21 protein-coding genes, 1 tRNA gene and 2 pseudogenes are annotated in these 19,679 nt (G+C 66.3%); 17 read left to right on the forward strand and 7 right to left on the reverse strand.

Features of this window, described 5'->3' with window-relative positions:
• The 15 genes and pseudogenes from ACZ60X_RS41935 to ACZ60X_RS42005 all read left to right on the forward strand — a co-directional run.
• Positions 1-95, forward strand: a pseudogene (locus ACZ60X_RS41935) (dehydratase); the annotation flags it as partial.
• 51 nt (positions 96-146) lie between these two features.
• A complete protein-coding gene (locus ACZ60X_RS41940; RefSeq protein ID WP_469610746.1) occupies positions 147-1,127 on the forward strand; it encodes an aldo/keto reductase in 981 nt (326 codons plus the stop codon).
• 31 nt (positions 1,128-1,158) lie between these two features.
• Positions 1,159-1,803 (forward strand): SDR family oxidoreductase, encoded by a 645-nt coding sequence (locus tag ACZ60X_RS41945; RefSeq protein ID WP_469610748.1) that lies wholly within the window; start codon positions 1,159-1,161, stop codon positions 1,801-1,803.
• A 69-nt stretch (positions 1,804-1,872) separates the two neighbouring features.
• On the forward strand, positions 1,873-3,054 hold the full coding sequence (locus ACZ60X_RS41950; protein ID WP_469610751.1) for a serine/threonine-protein kinase: 1,182 nt from the start codon (positions 1,873-1,875) through the stop codon (positions 3,052-3,054).
• 767 nt (positions 3,055-3,821) lie between these two features.
• On the forward strand, positions 3,822-4,364 hold the full coding sequence (locus ACZ60X_RS41955; RefSeq protein ID WP_469610753.1) for a hypothetical protein: 543 nt from the start codon (positions 3,822-3,824) through the stop codon (positions 4,362-4,364).
• Between the two features lie 1,407 nt (positions 4,365-5,771).
• Positions 5,772-5,906: a hypothetical protein gene (locus ACZ60X_RS41960; protein ID WP_469610755.1), complete on the forward strand. Its 135-nt coding sequence runs from the start codon at positions 5,772-5,774 to the stop codon at positions 5,904-5,906.
• Positions 5,907-6,146: 240 nt separating this feature from the next.
• Positions 6,147-6,548 carry a hypothetical protein gene (locus ACZ60X_RS41965; RefSeq protein ID WP_469610757.1) on the forward strand — a complete coding sequence of 134 codons (402 nt, stop codon included), beginning with the start codon at positions 6,147-6,149 and terminating at the stop codon, positions 6,546-6,548.
• A 7-nt stretch (positions 6,549-6,555) separates the two neighbouring features.
• Positions 6,556-8,346: an alpha/beta hydrolase gene (locus ACZ60X_RS41970; RefSeq protein ID WP_469610759.1), complete on the forward strand. Its 1,791-nt coding sequence runs from the start codon at positions 6,556-6,558 to the stop codon at positions 8,344-8,346.
• A gap of 106 nt (positions 8,347-8,452) precedes the next feature.
• Complete coding sequence (locus tag ACZ60X_RS41975; protein ID WP_469610761.1) at positions 8,453-8,968, forward strand: hypothetical protein; 516 nt, start codon at positions 8,453-8,455, stop codon at positions 8,966-8,968.
• A 196-nt stretch (positions 8,969-9,164) separates the two neighbouring features.
• Positions 9,165-9,314 (forward strand): annotated as a pseudogene (locus ACZ60X_RS41980) (RHS repeat-associated core domain-containing protein); the annotation flags it as partial.
• Between the two features lie 298 nt (positions 9,315-9,612).
• The gene (locus ACZ60X_RS41985) at positions 9,613-9,984 is read left to right on the forward strand and encodes a hypothetical protein (RefSeq protein ID WP_469610763.1); all 372 of its coding nucleotides are present in this window, start codon (positions 9,613-9,615) and stop codon (positions 9,982-9,984) included.
• 68 nt (positions 9,985-10,052) lie between these two features.
• The gene (locus ACZ60X_RS41990) at positions 10,053-10,352 is read left to right on the forward strand and encodes a hypothetical protein (RefSeq protein ID WP_469610765.1); all 300 of its coding nucleotides are present in this window, start codon (positions 10,053-10,055) and stop codon (positions 10,350-10,352) included.
• Positions 10,353-10,422: 70 nt separating this feature from the next.
• On the forward strand, positions 10,423-10,626 hold the full coding sequence (locus ACZ60X_RS41995; RefSeq protein WP_469610768.1) for an Arm DNA-binding domain-containing protein: 204 nt from the start codon (positions 10,423-10,425) through the stop codon (positions 10,624-10,626).
• Positions 10,623-11,015 (forward strand): hypothetical protein, encoded by a 393-nt coding sequence (locus ACZ60X_RS42000; protein WP_469610859.1) that lies wholly within the window; start codon positions 10,623-10,625, stop codon positions 11,013-11,015. Before ACZ60X_RS41995 ends, ACZ60X_RS42000 begins: the two co-directional genes overlap by 4 nt.
• A gap of 314 nt (positions 11,016-11,329) precedes the next feature.
• A complete protein-coding gene (locus ACZ60X_RS42005; RefSeq protein WP_469610770.1) occupies positions 11,330-11,836 on the forward strand; it encodes a site-specific integrase in 507 nt (168 codons plus the stop codon).
• Between the two features lie 94 nt (positions 11,837-11,930).
• On the opposite strand, the gene ACZ60X_RS42010 is transcribed toward ACZ60X_RS42005, so the two are convergent.
• Positions 11,931-11,986 (reverse strand) — tRNA-OTHER (locus ACZ60X_RS42010).
• A 57-nt stretch (positions 11,987-12,043) separates the two neighbouring features.
• Positions 12,044-12,715, reverse strand: coding sequence for a hypothetical protein (locus tag ACZ60X_RS42015; protein ID WP_469610772.1), 672 nt, complete (start codon positions 12,713-12,715; stop codon positions 12,044-12,046).
• Positions 12,716-13,211: 496 nt separating this feature from the next.
• Here ACZ60X_RS42015 and ACZ60X_RS42020 point away from each other — a divergent pair, with 496 nt between their 5' ends.
• A complete protein-coding gene (locus ACZ60X_RS42020; protein ID WP_469610774.1) occupies positions 13,212-14,318 on the forward strand; it encodes a serine hydrolase domain-containing protein in 1,107 nt (368 codons plus the stop codon).
• 106 nt (positions 14,319-14,424) lie between these two features.
• Here ACZ60X_RS42020 and ACZ60X_RS42025 read toward each other — a convergent pair whose 3' ends face one another.
• Positions 14,425-14,901, reverse strand: a complete 477-nt coding sequence (locus ACZ60X_RS42025) for a GNAT family N-acetyltransferase (protein ID WP_469610777.1) — start codon at positions 14,899-14,901, stop codon at positions 14,425-14,427.
• A gap of 432 nt (positions 14,902-15,333) precedes the next feature.
• Positions 15,334-16,005, reverse strand: coding sequence for an endonuclease VII domain-containing protein (locus ACZ60X_RS42030; protein WP_469610779.1), 672 nt, complete (start codon positions 16,003-16,005; stop codon positions 15,334-15,336).
• A gap of 744 nt (positions 16,006-16,749) precedes the next feature.
• Here ACZ60X_RS42030 and ACZ60X_RS42035 point away from each other — a divergent pair.
• Entirely contained in the window at positions 16,750-17,505 is a 756-nt protein-coding gene (locus ACZ60X_RS42035) for a DUF5131 family protein (RefSeq protein WP_469610781.1), read from the forward strand.
• Between the two features lie 2 nt (positions 17,506-17,507).
• Here ACZ60X_RS42035 and ACZ60X_RS42040 read toward each other — a convergent pair whose 3' ends face one another.
• The 3 genes from ACZ60X_RS42040 to ACZ60X_RS42050 all read right to left on the reverse strand — a co-directional run bounded on the left by ACZ60X_RS42040 (position 17,508) and on the right by ACZ60X_RS42050 (position 19,670).
• Positions 17,508-18,605, reverse strand: coding sequence for a three-Cys-motif partner protein TcmP (locus ACZ60X_RS42040; protein ID WP_469610783.1), 1,098 nt, complete (start codon positions 18,603-18,605; stop codon positions 17,508-17,510).
• A gap of 478 nt (positions 18,606-19,083) precedes the next feature.
• On the reverse strand, positions 19,084-19,461 hold the full coding sequence (locus ACZ60X_RS42045) for a hypothetical protein (protein ID WP_469610785.1): 378 nt from the start codon (positions 19,459-19,461) through the stop codon (positions 19,084-19,086).
• Positions 19,458-19,670 carry a hypothetical protein gene (locus ACZ60X_RS42050; protein ID WP_356019904.1) on the reverse strand — a complete coding sequence of 71 codons (213 nt, stop codon included), beginning with the start codon at positions 19,668-19,670 and terminating at the stop codon, positions 19,458-19,460. Before ACZ60X_RS42050 ends, ACZ60X_RS42045 begins: the two co-directional genes overlap by 4 nt.
• Between the last annotated feature and the right edge of the window lie 9 nt (positions 19,671-19,679).

The raw sequence follows: 19,679 nt of genomic DNA on the forward strand, positions 1-19,679 counted from the left end.
AGCTGGACGGCAACACCGTCCGCGTGGACCTGACGGCGACCAGCGGCGGCCAGAAGGTGCTCGGCATGTCCCGGGCGCTCGTACGACTGGCCTGATCCGACGTACGACCGCCCCGCCCCGACACGTACCCGACGCCCGGGAGAACGATGTACCAGCGCCACCTGTCCACCCTCGCCGTCTCCGCCCTCGGCCTCGGCTGCATGGGCATGAGCGACCTCTACGGTCCGGGCGACGACGCCGAGTCGATCGCCACCGTCCGGCGTGCCCTCGACCAGGGGGTCACGCTGCTCGACACCGCCGACATGTACGGGCCGTTCACCAATGAGCGGCTCGTCGGCCGGGCGGTGGGGCACCGGCGGGACGAGGTCGTCCTCGCCACCAAGTTCGGCATCGAGCGCCTGCCGGACGGCACGGTCAAGGGCGTCAACGGCCGCCCCGACTACGTACGCGCCGCCTGCGACGCCTCCCTGCGGCGCCTCGGCGTCGACCACATCGACCTCTACTACCAGCACCGTATCGACCCGACGGTCCCCGTCGAGGAGACGTGGGGCACGCTCTCCGAACTGGTGGCTGCGGGCAAGGTGCGCCACCTGGGCATCTCCGAGGCCGCGCCGGCCACGGTGCGGCGGGCGCACGCCGTCCATCCCGTCACCGCGGGCCAGTACGAGTACTCCCTGTTCAGCCGCGACATCGAGGTGGAGCACCTGCCCACCCTGCGGGAACTGGGCATCGGGCTCGTCGCCTACGCCCCGATGGGCCGGGGGCTGCTCACCGGCACCGTGTCCGGCCCCGGGCAGTTCCCCGAGGACGACATCCGCCGCCTCGCTCCCCGTTTCCAGCGGAGCAGTCTGGCGACCAACCTCGTTCTGGTCGAGCGGCTGCGTGAACTGGCCGCCACCGTGGACGCGACCCCCGCCCAACTGGCCCTCGCCTGGCTGCTGCGCCAGGGCCCCGACATCGTGCCGATCCCGGGCACCAAGCGCCGCGCCTACCTCGACGAGAACCTCCGGGCCTGCGACGTCCCCCTGACCGAGGACCTGCTCCGGGCCCTGGAGGAGGCGGTCCCCGCCGACGCCGTCGTCGGCGAACGATACGACGCGGCGCGGATGGCCACGCTGAACCTGTGAACACCGACGAGAGAGACGAGAACAGATCCCCATGACCATCACCGTCCTGGGCGCCACCGGAGCCACCGGCCGCCTGATCGTCAATCAGCTCCTCGACCTGGGCCACCCGGTGCGCGGCGCCGTGCGGAAACCGCAGAAGGCGGCCAAGGCGGCGGCCGGCGCACTCGAATTCGTCGCGCTCGACCTGGCGTCACCCGACCCCGGGGCTTTCGCCGAGGCCTTCGCCGCCACCGACGTCGTCATCAACGCGGCAGCCACCCGCAGCATGACCCAGAGGCAGGCCGACCTCATCGACCGCCGGGGGATCACCGCGGCCGTCGACGCGGCAGCCGGCGCGGGAGTGAAGCGCTGGGTCCAGGTCTCGATGATGGGCAGCGGTGACCCGGCACGGCTGCCCGGATACCTGCGGGCCACAGGCCAGGCCAAGCACGCGGCCGACCTCCACCTCGCCGCGTCGGGCATGACGTGGACGGTGATCCGGCCGCCGTGGCTGACCGACGGCGCACCCACGGGCCGTGTCACCGTCGGCGACCAGGTCCCCGAGGGCTCCCTGACCCGCGCGGACCTCGCGGCCGTGGCCATCGCCTCCCTCGACACCCCCGCGACCCACAACCGCCTCTTCGAGGTCACCGGAGGCGGCCACCCGATCGACGACTCCCTCGCGTCACTCGCCTGAACCTCGTCAGGCGAGTCAGGGGCCGCCCGACAGCCAGAAGAGTCTGTACGGGGCAGCCATACTGTACGGATGGAGCGCATTGGGGGGTACCTCGTCGAGCGCAAGCTCGGCGAAGGGGGGATGGGGACGGTATACCTGGCGCGTACGCGCGGGGGCCGTGCGGTCGCGCTGAAGGTCGCCAAGCCGGAACTGGCCGCGGATCCCGTCTTCCGGGAGCGGTTCCGCACGGAGGTGGAGGCTGCCCGCAGGGTGGGCGGTTTCCACACGGCGCCGGTCGTCGACGCCGACACCGACGGCGAGTCTCCGTGGCTGGCCACGGCCTACATCCCCGGGCCGACCCTCGCCGCGCAGATCGCGGCAGAGGGACCCATGGACGAAGCGCGGCTGAGGGCCCTGGCCGCCGCGCTCGCCGAGGCCCTGGAGTCCATCCACTCCTGCGGCCTGGTCCATCGCGACCTCAAGCCGGGCAACATCGTCATGGCTGCTGACGGCCCCCGGGTACTCGACTTCGGTATCGCACGGGCGGTGGAGTCCACGCGCCTGACCGCCACGGGGACGGCCTTCGGCACTCCGGGTTACCTGTCCCCCGAACAGGCGCTGGGCAAGGAGGTGTCCGGCGCGACAGACGTGTTCGCGTTGGGAGCCGTGCTGGTCGCCGCGGCCGGCGGAAACGCGTGGGGGGAGGGTACCTCCATGGCGCTCATGTACCGGTCCGTCCACGAGCTGCCAGACCTTTCCGCCGTGCCCGGTGGACTGCGGGACGCGGTGGCCGCCTGCCTGGAGAAGGACCCGGCGGCCCGCCCGACACCGACGGCGTTGCTCGACGTGCTCACGGATGGCTCGGCGCAGGCCGGCCCGCCGCTGTACACGCCGACGATCGCCGTGCCACCGCGGCCCGTGGCGCCTCCGCTGCCGACAGGTCCGCCGAACGGCCCGCACATGGCTGCGACGGTGGTGCCGGGGCAGCCTCCGCACGTGGTCCTCGGTGACTGGGAGGCCAGCTTCAAGGCGGACAGCGGCGGCGTCACCCTTCAGGTCGAGGGGGTCGCGGCCGACTTCGACTGGTCCGAGATCGCCGCTGTCACCTACACCCCCTCGCGCCGCGGCAACCGGCTGACGGTCACTGTCCAGTTGACCGACGGCACCTCGTATCCGTGCGAACTCGACGCGCATCGTCCTGGCCGGCTCAGTGAGTGGAGGGTCCAGCTGGACCGTGTCGTAGGCCACCGTCTTCCCGGCTACGGGAGGTAGAGGGCACTGACGGCGGGTAGCGGCCAGCGGGTACGTTCGAGGGCGGTCCCCTGACCACTTCCGGCTACTACAGGATGGGACTACGGTCCGCGTTCGGCCGCGAGCCACCGCCACCAGGCGTGAGTCCGCGGAGGCCGACCTCTTGCCGGGTAGTGCGCGACGCTGCCGCAGGGTGCTGTTTGGCCTGATCAGGGCCCTGCGGTGTCGTACCCCCATCCCGCTCATGCCCTGGTGCCGGACCGTCCGCTCGCGCATCGTGCACGCACGGACGAGCAGCGCGGAGGCCGGCGGCGGCGAGCCGAAGAGGGCCTCCCCGACTCGGAGGCGCTTCTCCAGCGGCTGGATGTCGGTGTCGCTCGCGCCGTAGTACCGCTCGATCTCCTCGATCAGTTCGGTCACGGCTTGGACGCCCCGCTTCTCCGCCGGGCGGATCGTCACGGTCATCGGCGCCCCCTGTCGTTCCTCGATAACCCGGTCGCGCTGCGCTCGTTCGTCCCCACGCCTCGATCGTGCGGAACTCCCGGCTTGGGCACCTCTGGCGTCTCATCTGAGTAGGAGCACTCATGCGCTCGGTCATGCCCTGGGTGTTGGGTGGACACATGCTCGGTGGTTCGCCTGGTACCAGCGCGCGTGTCCGAGAGGCACCTCTGGATGGCCTGGTCTCGATCGCCCCTTGCAACGGGGCGACTGCGGAGTGTCACTGCTGGTAGCTAGAGTTGCTGGTACGGGTTCGGGTCTTCGGTTGTTCCGACGGTGGGGAGGACGTTGTGTTGCCGAGCGATGGCGGTTCGGCGTCGGGCACGTCGTCGTCGGTGACCGGCCTGTTCGGCGCGGCGCGCCAAGCCGTCGCCGATCTGACCACGGAACTGTCGTCCTTCACCACCTTCCAGCAGCGCGTCGACGCCCTGATCCACGACCTGAAGGGCTCGCAGGCAGGTCCGGGCAGGATCGGGCAGGAGCAGCTCGCCCGCCATCAGTTCGGGGGCGGAGCCGGTGCGTGGGCGGAGGCAGCTGGGCTGTTCGGCGCGTACGAGACGGTGGTCAGCGAACTGGAGACGCTGTCGAAGCTGCTGTCGGACTCCATGGAGGGCATGAACATCGCCGTCATGGCCTCGCACAAGGGCTACCAGAACGTCGACCTGGACGTACGCGACCGCATGGCGGCGATCAGCGCGGAGACGGCGAAGGACTACGGCGGCAGCTACGACCCCGTGGGGCCGGGCAAGAGCCACGGCGGCGGGAACGGGGCGCAGCCCGGGCAGCCGTCGGAGTCGGCACCGGCGGGTGGTGACGCGGGCGGTTCGATCTGATGGATCTGATGGATCTGGTGGAACGAACGGGGGCGGGGGAGTTCTGATGCCTGGCAAGGGATCCGGCGGCGGTACGTCCTTCGAGGACATGAGCCACGAGCAGATGCTGGAGTGGCTCGACCAGGCCGACGCCGGCACGGTGCAGGCCGCCGCGGACCGACTCACCGCGGCCGCCGAGGAGATCCGCAAGATCGCCGAGGAGCTCAAGGTCCGCCCGCAGTGGGTGGAATGGAAGGGCGAGGGCGCCCGCGCGTTCCGCACCTGGTCCTCCGACCTGGCCAACGCCACCCTGCGGCTCGGCGACTTCAGCGAAGGCGCCGGGAAGTGGCTGAAGGAGGCTTCCGGGGCGATCGCACAGGCGCAGGCATCCATTCCGCGCGACACCAAGGGCGCGCAGACGAACCTTGACGCGGCGAACGCGGCCCACAACGACCCGGACGCGACGGCGGCCGGCGCCAAGGCCAGGAGCGAGCTGGCCGCACTGGCGGCGCACAAGGAGCAGGTCCGCCTGGAGGCGGCGGCGCAGATGCGGAAGCTGGGCCAGACCTACGAGTGGTCGGCCACGCAGATGAACAGACTGGAGCGGCCGAGGTTTCCGCCGCCGCCGAAAGCGATCGTGCCGCCAGACCGTGAAGGTCGCATTGGCGAGAGCGAGATCAGTCGACCTGGCAGCGGCAACGTCACTCAGGGGCCCGCTTCGGCCGTTTCAGCTCCCAGTGTCGTGGCGCGCGAGTCCGTCTCGCACTCGAGAACCGTTGATGCGCGGCGGGACGGGGCCTCGCCTCACGGCGTAATTGTGTCCAGACACCGTCCGCTGGCGGAGGCCGAGCCACCGTCCCATTTGAACATCGACTCGGTAGGCACGTTGCCTCATGCGCCGCACACGGCGTTGGGCACCGCTGGTGCGGTTCCTGACACTGGTCGGGTGGCTGGCGCGACGCCGGCGCAGCCTGCGATCATCCCTCCGGTCTTCGGGGGCGGTACCCGATCTCCGGGACCGCCGACGTGGCTAGGTGAACCGGTAACTGGCCCGATGGGGCCGGGCAGGGCCGTTGCTGCTCCGGTTCAAAGAGGCGAAGGAGTCGTCGGTCCGGTAGGACCGGGTCGGGCGGCGGTCACCGGGCGGACGCCCTTCGTGCCAGGCCAGGGAGTCCCGACGCCGAATCCCGGGAAAATGCCGGTTGGCGGCGGCAACGGCATCGTTGGCGGTCGGCCAACCATGCCTCCTACGGGCCGGCCGACTGGAGCGATCCCCCGCGGAGTAGTGGGCGCAGAGGGCTCGCCTGCTCGTGGCCGGCCGACGTGTACCCGCTGCCCGACCTCGCGGCCGCGGGGGCGTCGGCTTCCCCGTCCGCAAGCACACCCGCGGCATCCGGCACGGGCGCTCAGGCAAAGGGGGGCGACCCCGTGGCCGAGGTTTCCTCCTCAAAAGACAGCGGCAACGGTGGTCTCTGGATCGGAATTGGTATCGGCGCCGTACTGCTGCTTGGTGGGGTTGCCAGGGCTGCGGTCTTCGTCAAGCGCCGACGCCGCTTCGCTTGACGGCACACATGGGGGAACTGTTGCACGTGCGAAACAGGCCAAGTTCGCCATATGTGAGTACCGATACTCAGCCACTCAGTACGCGTACTCAGGTGCTCCCGGGACCAGATCAATACGCTGGCGCACCGCGGCGACACAACGCATCACGACACACACCACATCGCCACCACGAAGAGGGGGAGGACCACACCGATGGCGTGGGACGAGTGGGAGCAGCTCAAGGCACGTGCGGCCCAGCGGATGCAGATCGACCATCTGGCCGATCCGGGAGGCGGGGGCGGCGGAGGATCGAGCGGATCCTCCGGAGGGTCGGCTCCTGATCTGAAGGCGTCGAAGGGTCCGTGGACCAAGGCTTCCGGCGTGGCTCGGGATCTGCGGACGGTCACGAACGCGGGGCTGACGGAGCTCAAGACGGCCCACGAGGGTGTCAAGGGCGGGACCGTCGGCTTCACGAGCACCGCCGCGCTGAACGAGATCCTGCCCACCTGGGAGGAGCGACTGACCTCGGTGCGCAACGAGTGCGACCGGTTGCACGGCGCGCTTGCCAAGACCGGCCGGGACTTCGGCGAGATCGACCCCGCTGTTGCCGGCAAGGTCAACGGCGTGAACGTGGGCGGCAACAAGCCCGATTGGGCGCGGTGAGGCGAGCATGCCCACATGGCAGCAGCTGCGCGACGCGAAGTTAACCGAGTACGAGAAGGCGGCCGACGGCTGGAGCATGGTCAGCAACCGGGCCAATGCCGCACGTATCCGGGCCGACCAGGAGATGGCCGCCCCGCTCCGTGCCACCCAGAAGGGCGAGGCACAGACCGCGGCCGAGCGGGATCTGACCCAGCTGGGCCGGAACTACCAGTACATCCACAGCGAATGCGGTCTCGTCCGTACGGCCTTGAACGCTCTCGCCTCGGAACTGTCCGGTGCCCAGAAGAAGCTGAAGCAGGCCCTCGACGACGCTGCCAATCTCAAGTTCACGGTCAACGAGGACGGCTCGGTCGAGTATCCGAGAAGCACCGAGCTTCCCACGGCCCCCGGCACCTCCACCGGCACCGGAACCGCCACACCAGGCGCCCCGGTCCCGTACCTGCCCGGCGCAGGCGAGGCGAACGGCGACCCCAACAAGGGCAAGGCCGAAGACATCGCCGAACGCATCTCGCAGGCGGTGAACAGCGCCATCGAGATCGACAACCGGTACGCAAAGACCCTGCGCGAGCTGAAGGCACCGGACGGCCTGGCCGTGACCGACGACATGCTCCTGGACGAGGCCCACGACATGGGCGACGTCCAGAAGACGGTCGGCACCTACCTCAGCAAGGACAGCATTCCGCAAGGCAAGTCCCCGGCCGACAACAAGAAGTGGTGGGACGGCCTCACGCAGGAACAGCGCGAGGAGTACCAGACGCTGTATCCGGCAGAAATCGGCGCGCTCGACGGCCTACCGAGCGTGATCCGAGACTCGTCCAATCGGATCGTGCTGGATGAGGCTCGCGCCCAGGTCCAGCACAGCCTCGACCAGTTGGGCCCGGAGCCGGAAAAGCAGATCGTCACTGCGGGCGGGATCATCACGAACCCGGAATGGACCGCGTGGAACGCCATGGGCGGCAACAAGTACAAGGACCAGCTCAAGGGCATGGACGCCATCCAGTCCCGCTTCGACCAGACGGGCATCGACGACCTGCCCCCGGCGTACCTGCTGGGCTTCGATCTCAAGGGCAACGGACACGTCATCCTGGCCAACGGCAACCCGGACACGGCGGACAACACGGCAGTGTATGTGCCGGGGACCTTTTCGAAGCTCGCGGGCGACAAGGGCGACATCCAGCGCATGCAGGATGTGTGGGACGTCAGCAACCAGTTGTCCCCCAGCAAGACCACCTCGACCATTACCTGGATCGGATACGACGCCCCTCAGAGCCTTGCCCCCGAGGCCATGGAAAAGCACTTCGCCTACGAGGGCGCACCCAAACTGAACAACTTCCTGGACGGTCTGCAAACGGCCCAGGGCGGCCCGGACGCCAGCCACACCACCGTCATCGGCCACAGCTATGGCTCCACCCTCGTGGGCGCCGCGTCCAAGGCCCCGGGGCACTTCGCGGCGGATGACATCGTCGTGGCCGGCAGCCCAGGCATGCTGGTCGGCGGCGCGAGTGACTTGGACGTCGGTAAGAACCACGTGTGGTCCGAGGCCGCACACGACGATCTTGTCCCAGCGGGAGGCAAGATCGCCCATCTCGGCGGGTACAAGTGGGGCGCCCAGACCTTCCACGGGCTGCCGTACGACGCCGGCTACATCCAGACAGTCCCGTCCGACGAGGCGTTCGGTGCCCATCGTATGGCCGTCGATACAGGCGGTCACAGCGGCTACTGGGATAAGGGCTCGTACAGCCTCTTCAACCAGGGGGCTGTAGTTACTGGACGGTACAACCAAGTTGTCTACCCGTAAGGTGATGCCGATGCGTAGCCCAGCAAGGAAGCGGTACCGAGGGGCCTCCATCGGTCTTGCCGCCGCAGTCGCAGTTTCCCTCCTCACGGCAGGATGTTCGAAGATCGTGGACACCAACGGACACTCCCCCTCGACGCCGCAGTCATCCGGCCCGCAGGCAGGTTCCGGGCATCCCACGTTGGGCGTGGACGAAGCCCGCGACAAGGCGAAGGCCGCCTCCAGCGCGATCTACGAAATGATCGGAATCCGCAAGGGCAAGGTCACAGAGCGCGGTCCCGCCATCTCTGCCTGCGATGGAGGGGATCCCCAGCACTTCTACATGACGCGGCACCCTTGGTCGGTCTACGACGTCTCCGAGGACGAGCTGAAGGCGGGCTTCCAGCGGCTACGGGAGGAACTGCCGAAGAAAGGCTGGAAGATCGTCGACTACGGCCCCAATAACAGCGAGGCCAAGTCGCTCTCGCTCACGGCAGATTCGGAGACGGACCGCTTCTCGGTGAACGCCGTGCTCATGGTGTCCACCCCGACCAATCCGCACGAGAAGGACCCGCTTCTGGCAATCACTGTCGTCTCCGGCTGCTGGCGCGCCCCCAAGGGAACGGATCTCAACACGCAGTACTGATCACGGTGAGGTAATCCGGTTGACTCTGTCACCCGGACACCCGGAACACCCAGGCGGGGGCCTAGCGATGGGACATCTCTGCCGGCGCTCGATGCCCTGCCGTCCAAGGGGCGTGGCACCTCCAGCCGGATGGTTCTGGCTGAAGTGCGGGAACAATTGAGGCAAAGGGGCTCGCAGGCTCCCCAATCCACCCCACCCCCAGCACTACAACTACTTCCGTTACTACGATCCGGAAACCGCAGGTTACCTCTCCCCCGACCCGCTCGGTCTCGATCCCGCGCCGAATCACCATGCCTACATCGTCAACCCGTTCCGGTGGATCGACCCGACCGGATTGGTGAAGTGCACTCAGGAGGCGCTTGACAAAGCCTTCGAGATGGACAATACGCCACGGAAGCTGGAACACGTCATCGATCCCCCGAAGCATGGCTTCGAGGAGATAGTAAAAAATTCGGGCGGGCGCTCCGAAGCGTTTCGTCGTATCCTCAACAGTCTTGGAGAGGCGACGACCTCCCGGAATCCGGCGGTTTCGTCGTTGACCGTACAATCGACGGGGAAACGGTTACCATTCGCGGAGCCATGGTCAACGGGATACCCCGAATTGGAACCGCGTTCATCCAGGATAAGTGCCCAGGAAAGACACCATGACAGACCAACCTGCCACCAGACCTCTCTCCCCCCTCGAACGACGCACCCTCGCACAGCTCCTCGCGCCCGAATTCCCGGGCGCACAGGAGCTGAGGAACCAACTGCCAGAAACCCGTGTCACCGGCCAATGGGGGGCCGAGTCTCCTAGTGTCGACCTGGAAGTTCCCGCCGACATCCCTGCGGCACAGATCGAGAACGGCATCATCCCGGCCACCGGAACGGTCACAGACGAATCGGGCCAACTCTTCGGCGAACTGCTCGTGTGGGTGAGCGGTGGAAGGCTCTCAGCCCTTGAGTTCTCGTGGTACGGCGACACCGCGCCGACGGAACTGCCAGATCCCGGCCATGTCACCGTGGCGGTGCAGTGATCCATCAGTGACCGGCGAAAGCAGATGCGGGGTAGATGAGCGGAACGACGAAAGGAACGCCCAAGAAAATGCAGCACCTCGCCGCCGGGACGCACGGGCCGTCCCCGTTGATCGACATCGTCTTCGCCGTGGCGGGCATGGTTTTCCTGTGGTGCGGATTGAGTTGGGCGTTCGATGTGCGGGGAATCACCACTCGCAGAGCCGAACGGATTCACCGCAGGAACCAGGAAACGTGGGCGATGGGACGTCTCGGCGGCTCTCCGAACCTTTTCGCGTCTACCGGGTATCTGCGGTTCCTGGGTGCTGTCATGGCAGGTGTGGGACTTCTCCTGCTCGTCGCGGTGTACGCGCTGTGGCACCTGGGCTGAAGAAGGCCGGCCGCTCCTCGGCCGCGACGGCCGACCCAAGACGTGGGAACTCGGGTCAGCCTGCCCGGACTTGGGTAAGCGCGACCACGGTCACTGGTTCTCCTACGTCGAGCTCCCACCCGGCCCCGGAGGCAAGCGCCGCCGATCCCGCAAGGGAGGCTTCCTCACCCAGAACAAGGCCAAGGACGCCGCCCAGCAGCTCTGGGAGAAGGTCCAGCGCGACATCGACGTCGACCCCAAGAGACCGTCGAGCAGTACCTCCGCCGCTGGCTGAACAAGCGCGTCGACCTCAACCGCCGCACCCGTGGGGACTACGAGGACTTCATCAACCGCGTCTGCATCCCGGCCCTCGGCCACCTCCCCATGCGCGACCTGGCAACCCGACACATCCAGGCGATGTTCGAGGAGATCTGGGCCTTCAACGATGTCAAAGCCGCCAACCGCCTGGCCACCCAGCAGGCCAAGGCCTCGTGCGAAGCCGCCCGCATGCCTGGAAGCAGGCGCTCAAGCCCCGGCCACCACACCTGCGCCCCGCTGGAAGCCCGCCCAAGCAGAGTTGAGGAGGCCAACGCCAAGCCCCGCCAGACCACCGGCCCGGCACGCAGAAGAGGTACCTCGACACTCTCTCCGCCGCCCTCGGCGACGCGGTCAGGGAGAAGCTGATCACCGAGAACTGGGCCGACGGCGTCGTCATCCCCAAGTACCGCAGGCTCGACCCCCCCGTCTGGACCGTCGAGCGTGTGGCCCACTGGCGCAAGGACCGGCGAGAAGCCCGGCCCCGTGATGGTGTGGCCGCCCGAGCAGACCGGCGAACTCCTCGACTTCGCAGTCGAGCACCCGCTGTACACCATGTGGCACCTCAGGGTCTTCCGCGCGCCGCGCCGCGGCGAGGCCACCGGTCTGTCCTGGTCCGAGGTCGACATGCCCACGGGCGCGCCAACATCGTCGAATAGCTCGTCTCCGGCCCCTCCTACGGCGTGTGGGGGGACACCCCCAAGAGCCGCAGCGGCCGGCGCACCATCACCCTCGACACCGCGACCTTCGTCCTCATGACCGCCTGGCGCGACGTGCAGAAGGCCCAGCGCGCGGAGTGGGAGGAGAAGCTCCGCAAGGACCCCGCGAAGTATGAGCGCCTCATCAGGCGGCTCGGGCTGCCGCCCGTCCGCCTCCACGAGCTGCGCCACTGCGCGGCCTGCCTGAGCCTGGCCGCCGGCCTCTCCATGAAGGCCATCCAGGCACTCCTCGGACACGCCTCCTACTCGCTCACCGCGGACACGTGCACCTCGCTCATGCCGCAGTTCGAGAAGGAGGCCGCGGACGCCCCCGGCGCCCTGGTGCACAGGAAGGACGGGGAGCAGGCCGACAGCAACTCCGCGGCCGCGGCGGCGACTTCGGAGGCGGAGCCGCACTCGAGGCTGTACCTCGTCGGGCCCGACGTGGGCCCGAGCGAGGACAGCGAGATCCGTGAGCAGGACATCGCTTAGCGTTACGTCCCCATATTGTCCCACATGCACGGAAACGGCCCCCGGAGATCACTCCGAGAGGGCCGTTCGATGCGTATGGCCTGGTCAGGCCGCGTGCCCCCGGCAGGATTCGAACCTGCGACACCCGCTTTAGGAGTTCGATCCAGGGGCTGAGTTTTCGCAGTTGGGCTGTTGTGCTCCTGCTTTGGTGTGGCCACCCTTGTACGTTCAGTCCCGCTGCTGTCCGCGGCTGTTGATGTCACGTGGTGATGTCATTGGTGCCGAATCGAGGCGACGCCAACCAGCCCGTGGAACCGTGTCGTTGTCAGGTATCGGGCTGCGTGACCATCTCCGACGGTGGCCCAGAAGACTGGCTTGCTCCTCCTTGAGCCGGGTGAAGCTGGTTCGCACGTAGCGTGTGAGCTCCTCGCCAGGAAACGGTGTAACGGATAGGTGCTGCGTGTAGTCGCCGTTTGCCCATTTGGCTGCAGTGATTTCATAGCCGGAGACGTGCGCACTCAGCTCAAGCAACACCGGCGGTACCTGCCGCTCAGCAAGGAGGTCCGCTTTGGTGACGACAATGTCACGCATGGCTTGGATGCTCGGCAGGAACACCGTGCTCACCCACAGTCGCCACTCCGTCAACTCCTCACTTGTTGGAGGTTCCCCGCCGGCAGCGAAGGGTGATCGGCCGTCAGGGCGGGTCGCAGCACGCTCCATGAAAGCGTTGAATATTTGCGTGCCGGTCTCCGTGAGAGCGAGCATGGGCCCGTAGAACTCGCTGAGCTGTCGGTTCACGCGTGAGAGTCGTTCTTGCCGCTGCGACAATCGCAGGTTGTTGAGGTAGGTAGCGAGGTAGCCGACGAATGCCAAAGCGATGGTGACGACCGTTGCGCTCATGGGCGGGATGGTACGCGACGGGTACACACGCGCATCGATGCGAGCCCTCGGCCGGACGGGCTTTGCAGTCCAGGAGCGAACTGCTGAAACAGGTGCTGGTTGGCAAGGACGAGGCGTGCTCAGCCGGCCTGGTTGCGCTCCGCAGCCCCGTTTCTCAGGGACATCAGCTTGGGAAGCTGCGAGCATTGGCGGCCGGCTTGGGCGCTGACCTGTGTGAATGAGTTGGCCTGTAGCCTCTTCGGGTTCAGCTGCTTTCACCGTGATTCCCCGCTGTTCCCCGCTCGATCTGGTGCGGTTGTGGTGCGCATCCCGCTGCCCCGACCGCTGGAGGAGCGGTGGCTGAGCCTGTCCGTGTGCGCAGACTGGCCGAGCTCGCCCCTGTCAGGGGGAGTCCAGGGGTGTCATCAGGGTGATCACTGATGGGCAACGCCGAATGCACTCGGCAGAGTTGACGTAGTCACCCCGAGTCCCCATCAGCGCCGCCGGAGGAACCTCGATGCGCATACGCCTCGCCGTCACCACCCTCGCCCTGACCACTGCTCTCACCGCTGGTGCGGCTCTGCCCGCAGCCGCCGCCCCTGCCGCTTCCAGCACCCCGACGTCCGCGAGCCCCACCGTCCAGGACATCCTCGACCACCTGCCCGACGACATCGTTGCGGCCGCGCTCGTCAGGCGAGACGGCGTGGGCGTCACTGCCGGCCCGGTCACCGCTGACGCGTACGTCCGGATCGGGAGCGTCACCAAAGTCTTCACCAACACGGTGGTGCTCCAGCTCATCGCCGAGCACCGGATCGACCTCGACGCACCGGCACGGCGGTACGTCCCCCAGGTGCTGCCCGAGGCGTACGCCGGCGTCACCGTGCACCAGCTCCTCGATCACACGAGCGGTCTGCCCAAGCCCGCCCCGACACCCGGCCCGGCCGACGGACCCGGATGGCAGCTCAAGTCGGTGACGCCTGAGGACTTCCTGCGCGAGTCGTTCGCCGCGGCCACCGGCACGCCGCCCACACCCGGCTCCGAGCAGCAGTACAACGGGCTCAACTCCTTCGTCCTCGGCCTGATCGTGGAGAAGGTCACCGGCCACTCCTTCGCCACCGAGCTGGAGCGCAGGATCATCCGGCCGCTGCGCCTGCGCCACACCAGCCTGCCCGCCGCCGACGACCCGACGATCCCCTCGCCCCACGCGGAGGTGTACGTCGAGGGGCAGGACGTGACCGAGCAGAGCCCGTACCCGTGGGCCGAGGGAGGCATGATCTCCACCGCCGCCGACCTGGACCGCTTCACCACCGCACTGTTCCGGGGCCGCCTGCTGCCTCCCGCCCAGCAGCAGCTCGTGTTCGAGGTACCGGTCGCGAAGAACGGCGCCGACAACTCGAACTGCTCCGGCCCTACGCCCTGCTACAGCATCGGCGGACTCATGCGCTACCAGCTCCCGGACGGCGAGGACGCGTGGGGCAAAACCGGTTCCCGCCCCGGCTGGGACAACGGCCTCTTCGCCACCCGCGACCTCCGACACCACCTGGTGTATTCCCTGAACCCGACAGGAACCGGCAACGACCTCCCGTACATCAAGGCCCTCGTCAACGCCGCGCTCACCGACTGACGGCCGCACCGTCCACCGGATCAGTCCAGGATGAGCGGCGCGATCGAGGGCCGAGTAGCATGACGAACCGTTCCGGTCATGGCGGGTAGCTCGTTGGTGCTCCGTCCTAAAGCGCGAGCTTGAACCCTTCATGGCTACGTGCGAAGCCCAGTGCGGCATAGAAGCGGTGCGCAGCCTCACGCTGCTTGTTGCTGGTCAGCTGCACCAGCGCGCAGCCACGCGAGCGCGCCCTGGTGATCGCGTGCGCCATCAAGGTCCGGCCGAGCCCATCCCCACGCCGGTCCGCGCGGATCCGCACCGCCTCGACCAAGGCGCGCTCTGCGCCGCCCTTGCCAAGTCCCGGGATGTACGTCGCCTGCAGGCACCCCACCACCGTGCCGCCGTCCTCCACCAGGACCAGCATTTCGTTGCGCGGATCCGTGTCGATCGCCACAAAGGCGCGCTCATGCGCCGCCGTCACCACAACCGTCGCCGGGTCCAGCACCTGGTCCTCGTCCGCGAGCAGGGCCAGTACCGCAGGCAGGTCGGCACGGGTCGCGGGGCGCAAGGTATGAGCAGGCGCGGGTTCAGTGACAGCAGACATGGCACAGACCCTAACCGGACCCTCATCGGTGGACTTCAGTCCCCTAGGGGGAGGCCGGATGGGCTGACGGCGCCAGCGAAGCCGCAGTAGGCCGACCCCCTCCATGAGCAGGTGAACGCAATCCACGACACCGGAGCCGTCGGGGCGTTCGCCGAAGTGGGGTCACCGGACAACGGCAACAAGTGGCGCAACCTGCCGGGCGACTGCCGAGCACCGCGTTAGGAGAGAGGCGGGGCGATCTCGGGCCTGAGCTGCGGCCTCGTCGGCCGAGCAAGCGGTCGGCCATTCGACCGGGCGGCACCGGTGTTGACCGTGGCTGACTCCTGCATCTGGCACGGTTGTGGCACGAACCTCAGTCGCCGACAGTCAGTCACGACGGCGGGTGCGCCTGCTAACTAGGCGCGCGTTTTCCTCGCTCCACCCCCACCTGCATCATCCACGCTGTTCGGTGGCTTCTGCTGCGGCCTGCAACGACGCCTCGTGACTCGCCCCCAGCTCCATGCTGGAACGCTCAAGGTAGGAAACGGCCGCCCGGAGCACGGCTAAGTTGTCTCTGAAGTGGCCTAGTCCCTTGTTACAAGGGTCACAAAGCAGCCCCCGCACCACTCCGGACCCGTGGTCGTGATCGACCGCTGGGCGCCTTTTGGCGTGATCCTCCAAATCCGCAGGGCAAATGGCGCACTTACCCTGCTGCTCCTGATAGATACGCTCATACTCCTCCCAGGTAAGCCGGTACTTCTTCCAAAGATGGTTCTTATACTCTCGCCAAGCGTGGAATTCTGGGTCCTTGGCCCTGCGCACTGCCTGCTGCTGATTGAGCTTCTCCCGGTTTCGATCCGCCCATTCTCGTCTATAGTTCCGGGCGGCCTCGATCTGCTCCGGGGTCTTGGGGCGTGCCTTTCTCCGCTCGTTCTCGCAACTCTTGCAGTAAGACTGGTACTTCTGCTGCCCCCATTTGCCACGCCCCTTCCTGCTGTACTCACTTACTGGCTTGACGATTTTGCAGTCGGTGCATGCCTTCTCTTCCAACTCCGGGTAGGGGTCGTCTGGCGATCCCGTCTTCTGAACCCGGTCGTAGTGAAGTCTGCAGTAGTCCTTGGCCACGAACGGTCGCTCACAGCCCGGTACGGAACAACGCTTCAGCACCCAACTCCCCCTCCTCGACTGACATGCTGGGCTGTCCGGCACTCTCTCACCAGCCACTGACAGTCGGGTTCCGACGCTGTCGAGATCGGCGGCTGTGTCAGCGCGCAAGCGTCAACCATTGATGCTCAGCTAGCCGACGGCCAACTAGCAGAAGCCCCTCTCAGCACGTTGACTTGAGATCGCGCCGGACCGCGGAAGACTCTGTGGTGCCGACGTCATCGGCGATGAAGTCGTCCTAGATCCGCTGGCCGGCCAGGGCGACGCTGACGAGAGCGCGAACGCACCGTGGGCACTTGGTCCTGGTGTTCAGTGGAACGCAGCACTGTACGAACGCCCAGGGACAGCCGTAGGAACAGACACGGAGGCGGAAGGGCTGAGACATGACCAAGCGACAACCGTGACCGTGCTGCCGAAGGCGCTGGGCCGTACCGGGCCAAGACCTCTCCTGCCGACCACAACTGGTCGGGACGGGTAAGGGTGCTAGCGTCATGAGCACGCCCACGGCTGGTAAGCGAGCAGGGCGGCAGGCTACTTGGCCCCGCTGGTAGGAGCTGTGCCAGAGCTGCCAAGCGTAGGTCCATGAGTGACGCCGTGTACAGGCACTTTGTCACTTCTCGCCAGCGATCGTTTCCGGGGCGCCTCTCAAACGTTGAAGATGAGAGACAATAAGACGCGAGCCCAGGCACTAGGGGAGCGGAGCCCATGGCAGATCGAAGCACCATCGAGTGGACAGAAGCCACCTGGAACCCCACTACCGGTTGCGATCGTATCTCGAAGGGGTGTGACAATTGTTATGCCCTTGTGCTTGCGAAGCGTCTGAAGGCTATGGGGTCCCCGAAGTACCAAAATGACGGAGATCCGCGTACATCGGGACCTGGGTTCGGCCTCACCATCCACCGCCAGGCATTGGGGCTTCCATACACGTGGAAGGCTCCGAGAACTGTTTTCGTTAACTCGATGTCTGATCTATTCCATGCCCGGGTCCCCATTTCTTACGTCAAGGATATCTTCGATGTGATGCGGGACACTCCACAGCACACCTATCAAATCCTCACCAAGCGCTCTCGGCGAATGCGGAATTTGGGGGAACAGCTCGACTGGCCTCAGAACGTTTGGATGGGCGTGACGGTTGAAAGCGCCGAGTTCAACTCCCGCATCAATGACCTCCGCGACACCCCCGCACACGTCCGCTTTCTATCCTGTGAGCCTTTGCTCGGCCCTCTGGGCGTCATAGATCTAGAGGGGATTGGGTGGGTTATCACCGGGGGGGAGTCCGGAAAGGGGCACCGGCCAATCGATGAGAGTTGGGTCACGGATCTGCGTGATCAATGCGTTGATGCAGAAGTTCCGTTCTTCTTCAAGCAGTGGGGCGGGGTAACGCCCAAGTCTGGAGGACGGGTCCTACAAGGTCGAACCTGGGACGAGTACCCGGACGTTAAGCCCCGCGTCACTGTGTGAAGTTAGCGGAACGTCACCCAGGTGCCAGCAGGGAAACCACTCCGCCCGCGACGGTCAACCTGGATGATTCCCTCCCTCTCTAGTGGAGTGAGCACAGGCTTGCGGAGATGCGTTTTCCTGTATGGCGTGTTGATCAACGTGAATTCCTCAAGTGCCGCTATGGACACACGCCTGCCTTTGTACCGTTCGAGCAAAGCTTGACGCAGCGGTTCCGTGTCGACGGCTGATTCAGTGAAAAGCACGTCCTGGCCGGCCAGTCTGTCCGAAAACTGGAACCCGCCGCCAGGATCCACCTTCCACATGGCGTCTTTCATCAGCTCGACGCCCTTGACGTCCCGCGTGCCATGAAACAGGTAGTACGCAATATGACCTGTTTTGTTGATCATTGCGAATGATTGAACGAAGCGGAACTTGCAGACCTCGGAAAGCTGTCGCTGGTACAGGTCGTGCAAGAACTGCTGCCGACTCTGTCCGGCTGTGGCTCCGACGTTCTTGTACTCAGATGTTCCGAAAAGATCATCCAGATGGTGGTCGACGTTCCCGGCGGTAGCGAATCGATTCACGTGGTCAACCATGTAGTTCACGAACAGTTCACAGCTCGCAAACGACAGTAGATCCGCCAGTAGTTGCATGGGTAGACCCGAAAAACCGAATGGGTCTACGAAGGCGAACGTGGGAGCCAGTCGCTTTTTCTGCGTACGCAGGTACTCGATTAGGCTCGTAGCCGTCTCTGAGAACTCGGAGTGAATTAGCTGTACCTTCACGTTCTCTGGCCAAGGTTGATATGTCTCCTTGAAGCCGGCAATCTGCTCGGTGAGACTTTCGAAGCGATCCCTTTTTGCCTCGCAGAAGAAGAAGAGGAACTCGCACTTCATCTTGCTGAAGTAGTTGTGGCTCAACAAGGTTTCCAGGGCGATCAAAGGGGAGCCTGGCTCTCCCGATTCATATCGTCCCGGCCCTGCAAAGCCATCCAAGAATAGGATCCTGCCGTTGTACGAGGACAGGACGGGGAACCATCCGCCCAAGTAGTGCTTCAGCAGGTCGTGCTTCGCCTTGGTGTGCGGGTCAAGCTTCCATACGGTTGTCCTTGGCGCTGCCACGTATCCCCCCTCGGTACAGGCGTCAGCTCGGCAGCATTATGGTTCTGAGTGGCGTTCAAATGCACGCCTTGTGCCAAAAAAAGAGTGATTGGTTGCCAAATCGGCCGAGCGTTCGAATCGAGGTCGGCGGAGCGGGTTTGGCCGGTGGCCTGCCCGGTCTGGGGTCGAGCATGATCAGGGGGCCGTACGCTGGCCAGCAACTCGGGCAGGCTTTGGGCCTGACCGCAATGTGCACGAGTGGCCCCCTGGTCTTGCTCGACGCGGGACCCGGACCGGGGAGGTGGCTAAAGCCGTGGAGCCGACCGGCCCCAGCCACGACATACCCCTTCTCTGGCATCAGGCGGCTGATTGCTGTGCGCGCGGCACGGGCGCCGGCCGGGCTGGAGTGGGGCGTAGACAGGAGCGCAGGCCCGGCCGGGGGCCGGGCCGCGCACGCCGCGCTTGCGCGGCGCCTTGAACCCGTAGAGAAAGTTGTAACTCAGTCGGCCGCGTGGGATTTGAAGTCGTGTGCGCAGGCTGGCAGTTCGGCCCCTTGGCGATGGGCGATTGGCACGAAGAGCACCGGTCGGATCGTCCACGTGATGCGGGTGTTGTCCTGGGTGACCGTGACCGAGCAGGGCTCGAAGCGCAAGAGGGCTCGTCGTGTTGCGATCCGGCCTTGGGACAGCCAAGCCCACGCAACGTCCGAGGCGTCGGAGTCCAGCGCCGGTGAGATCGTGCGAAGTGTGACCGCGACCCATCTGTCTGCTTGGGGTGCCGAGTACGCGTCGAAAGCTGCCCGGAGTGCCGGCGGCTGGCCGCTGCTGAGGTCTTCAGTCCAGCACTCGCACCAGTAGCCGCGTACGAGTTCCGTCACGATGCCGCTCCTCTGGGGTAGGCCACGAGCACGTAGCGCGTGTTCTCGTCGTACAAGGTGAGTTGGTAGGCCGTTCCTGTGGCCAGATACGCGAGGGCTCGTTCGTGCTCCGGCTCGTCGGTGAGCCAGTGGCGGCCTGGCTGTGCGTATGCGGCGTCGAGCTGGTCCGTGATGTGACTCGTACGCTCCCGAAGCCAACGCAACGCCATACGGGGACT

This window comes from Streptomyces sp. NPDC104106 (assembly GCF_055584345.1).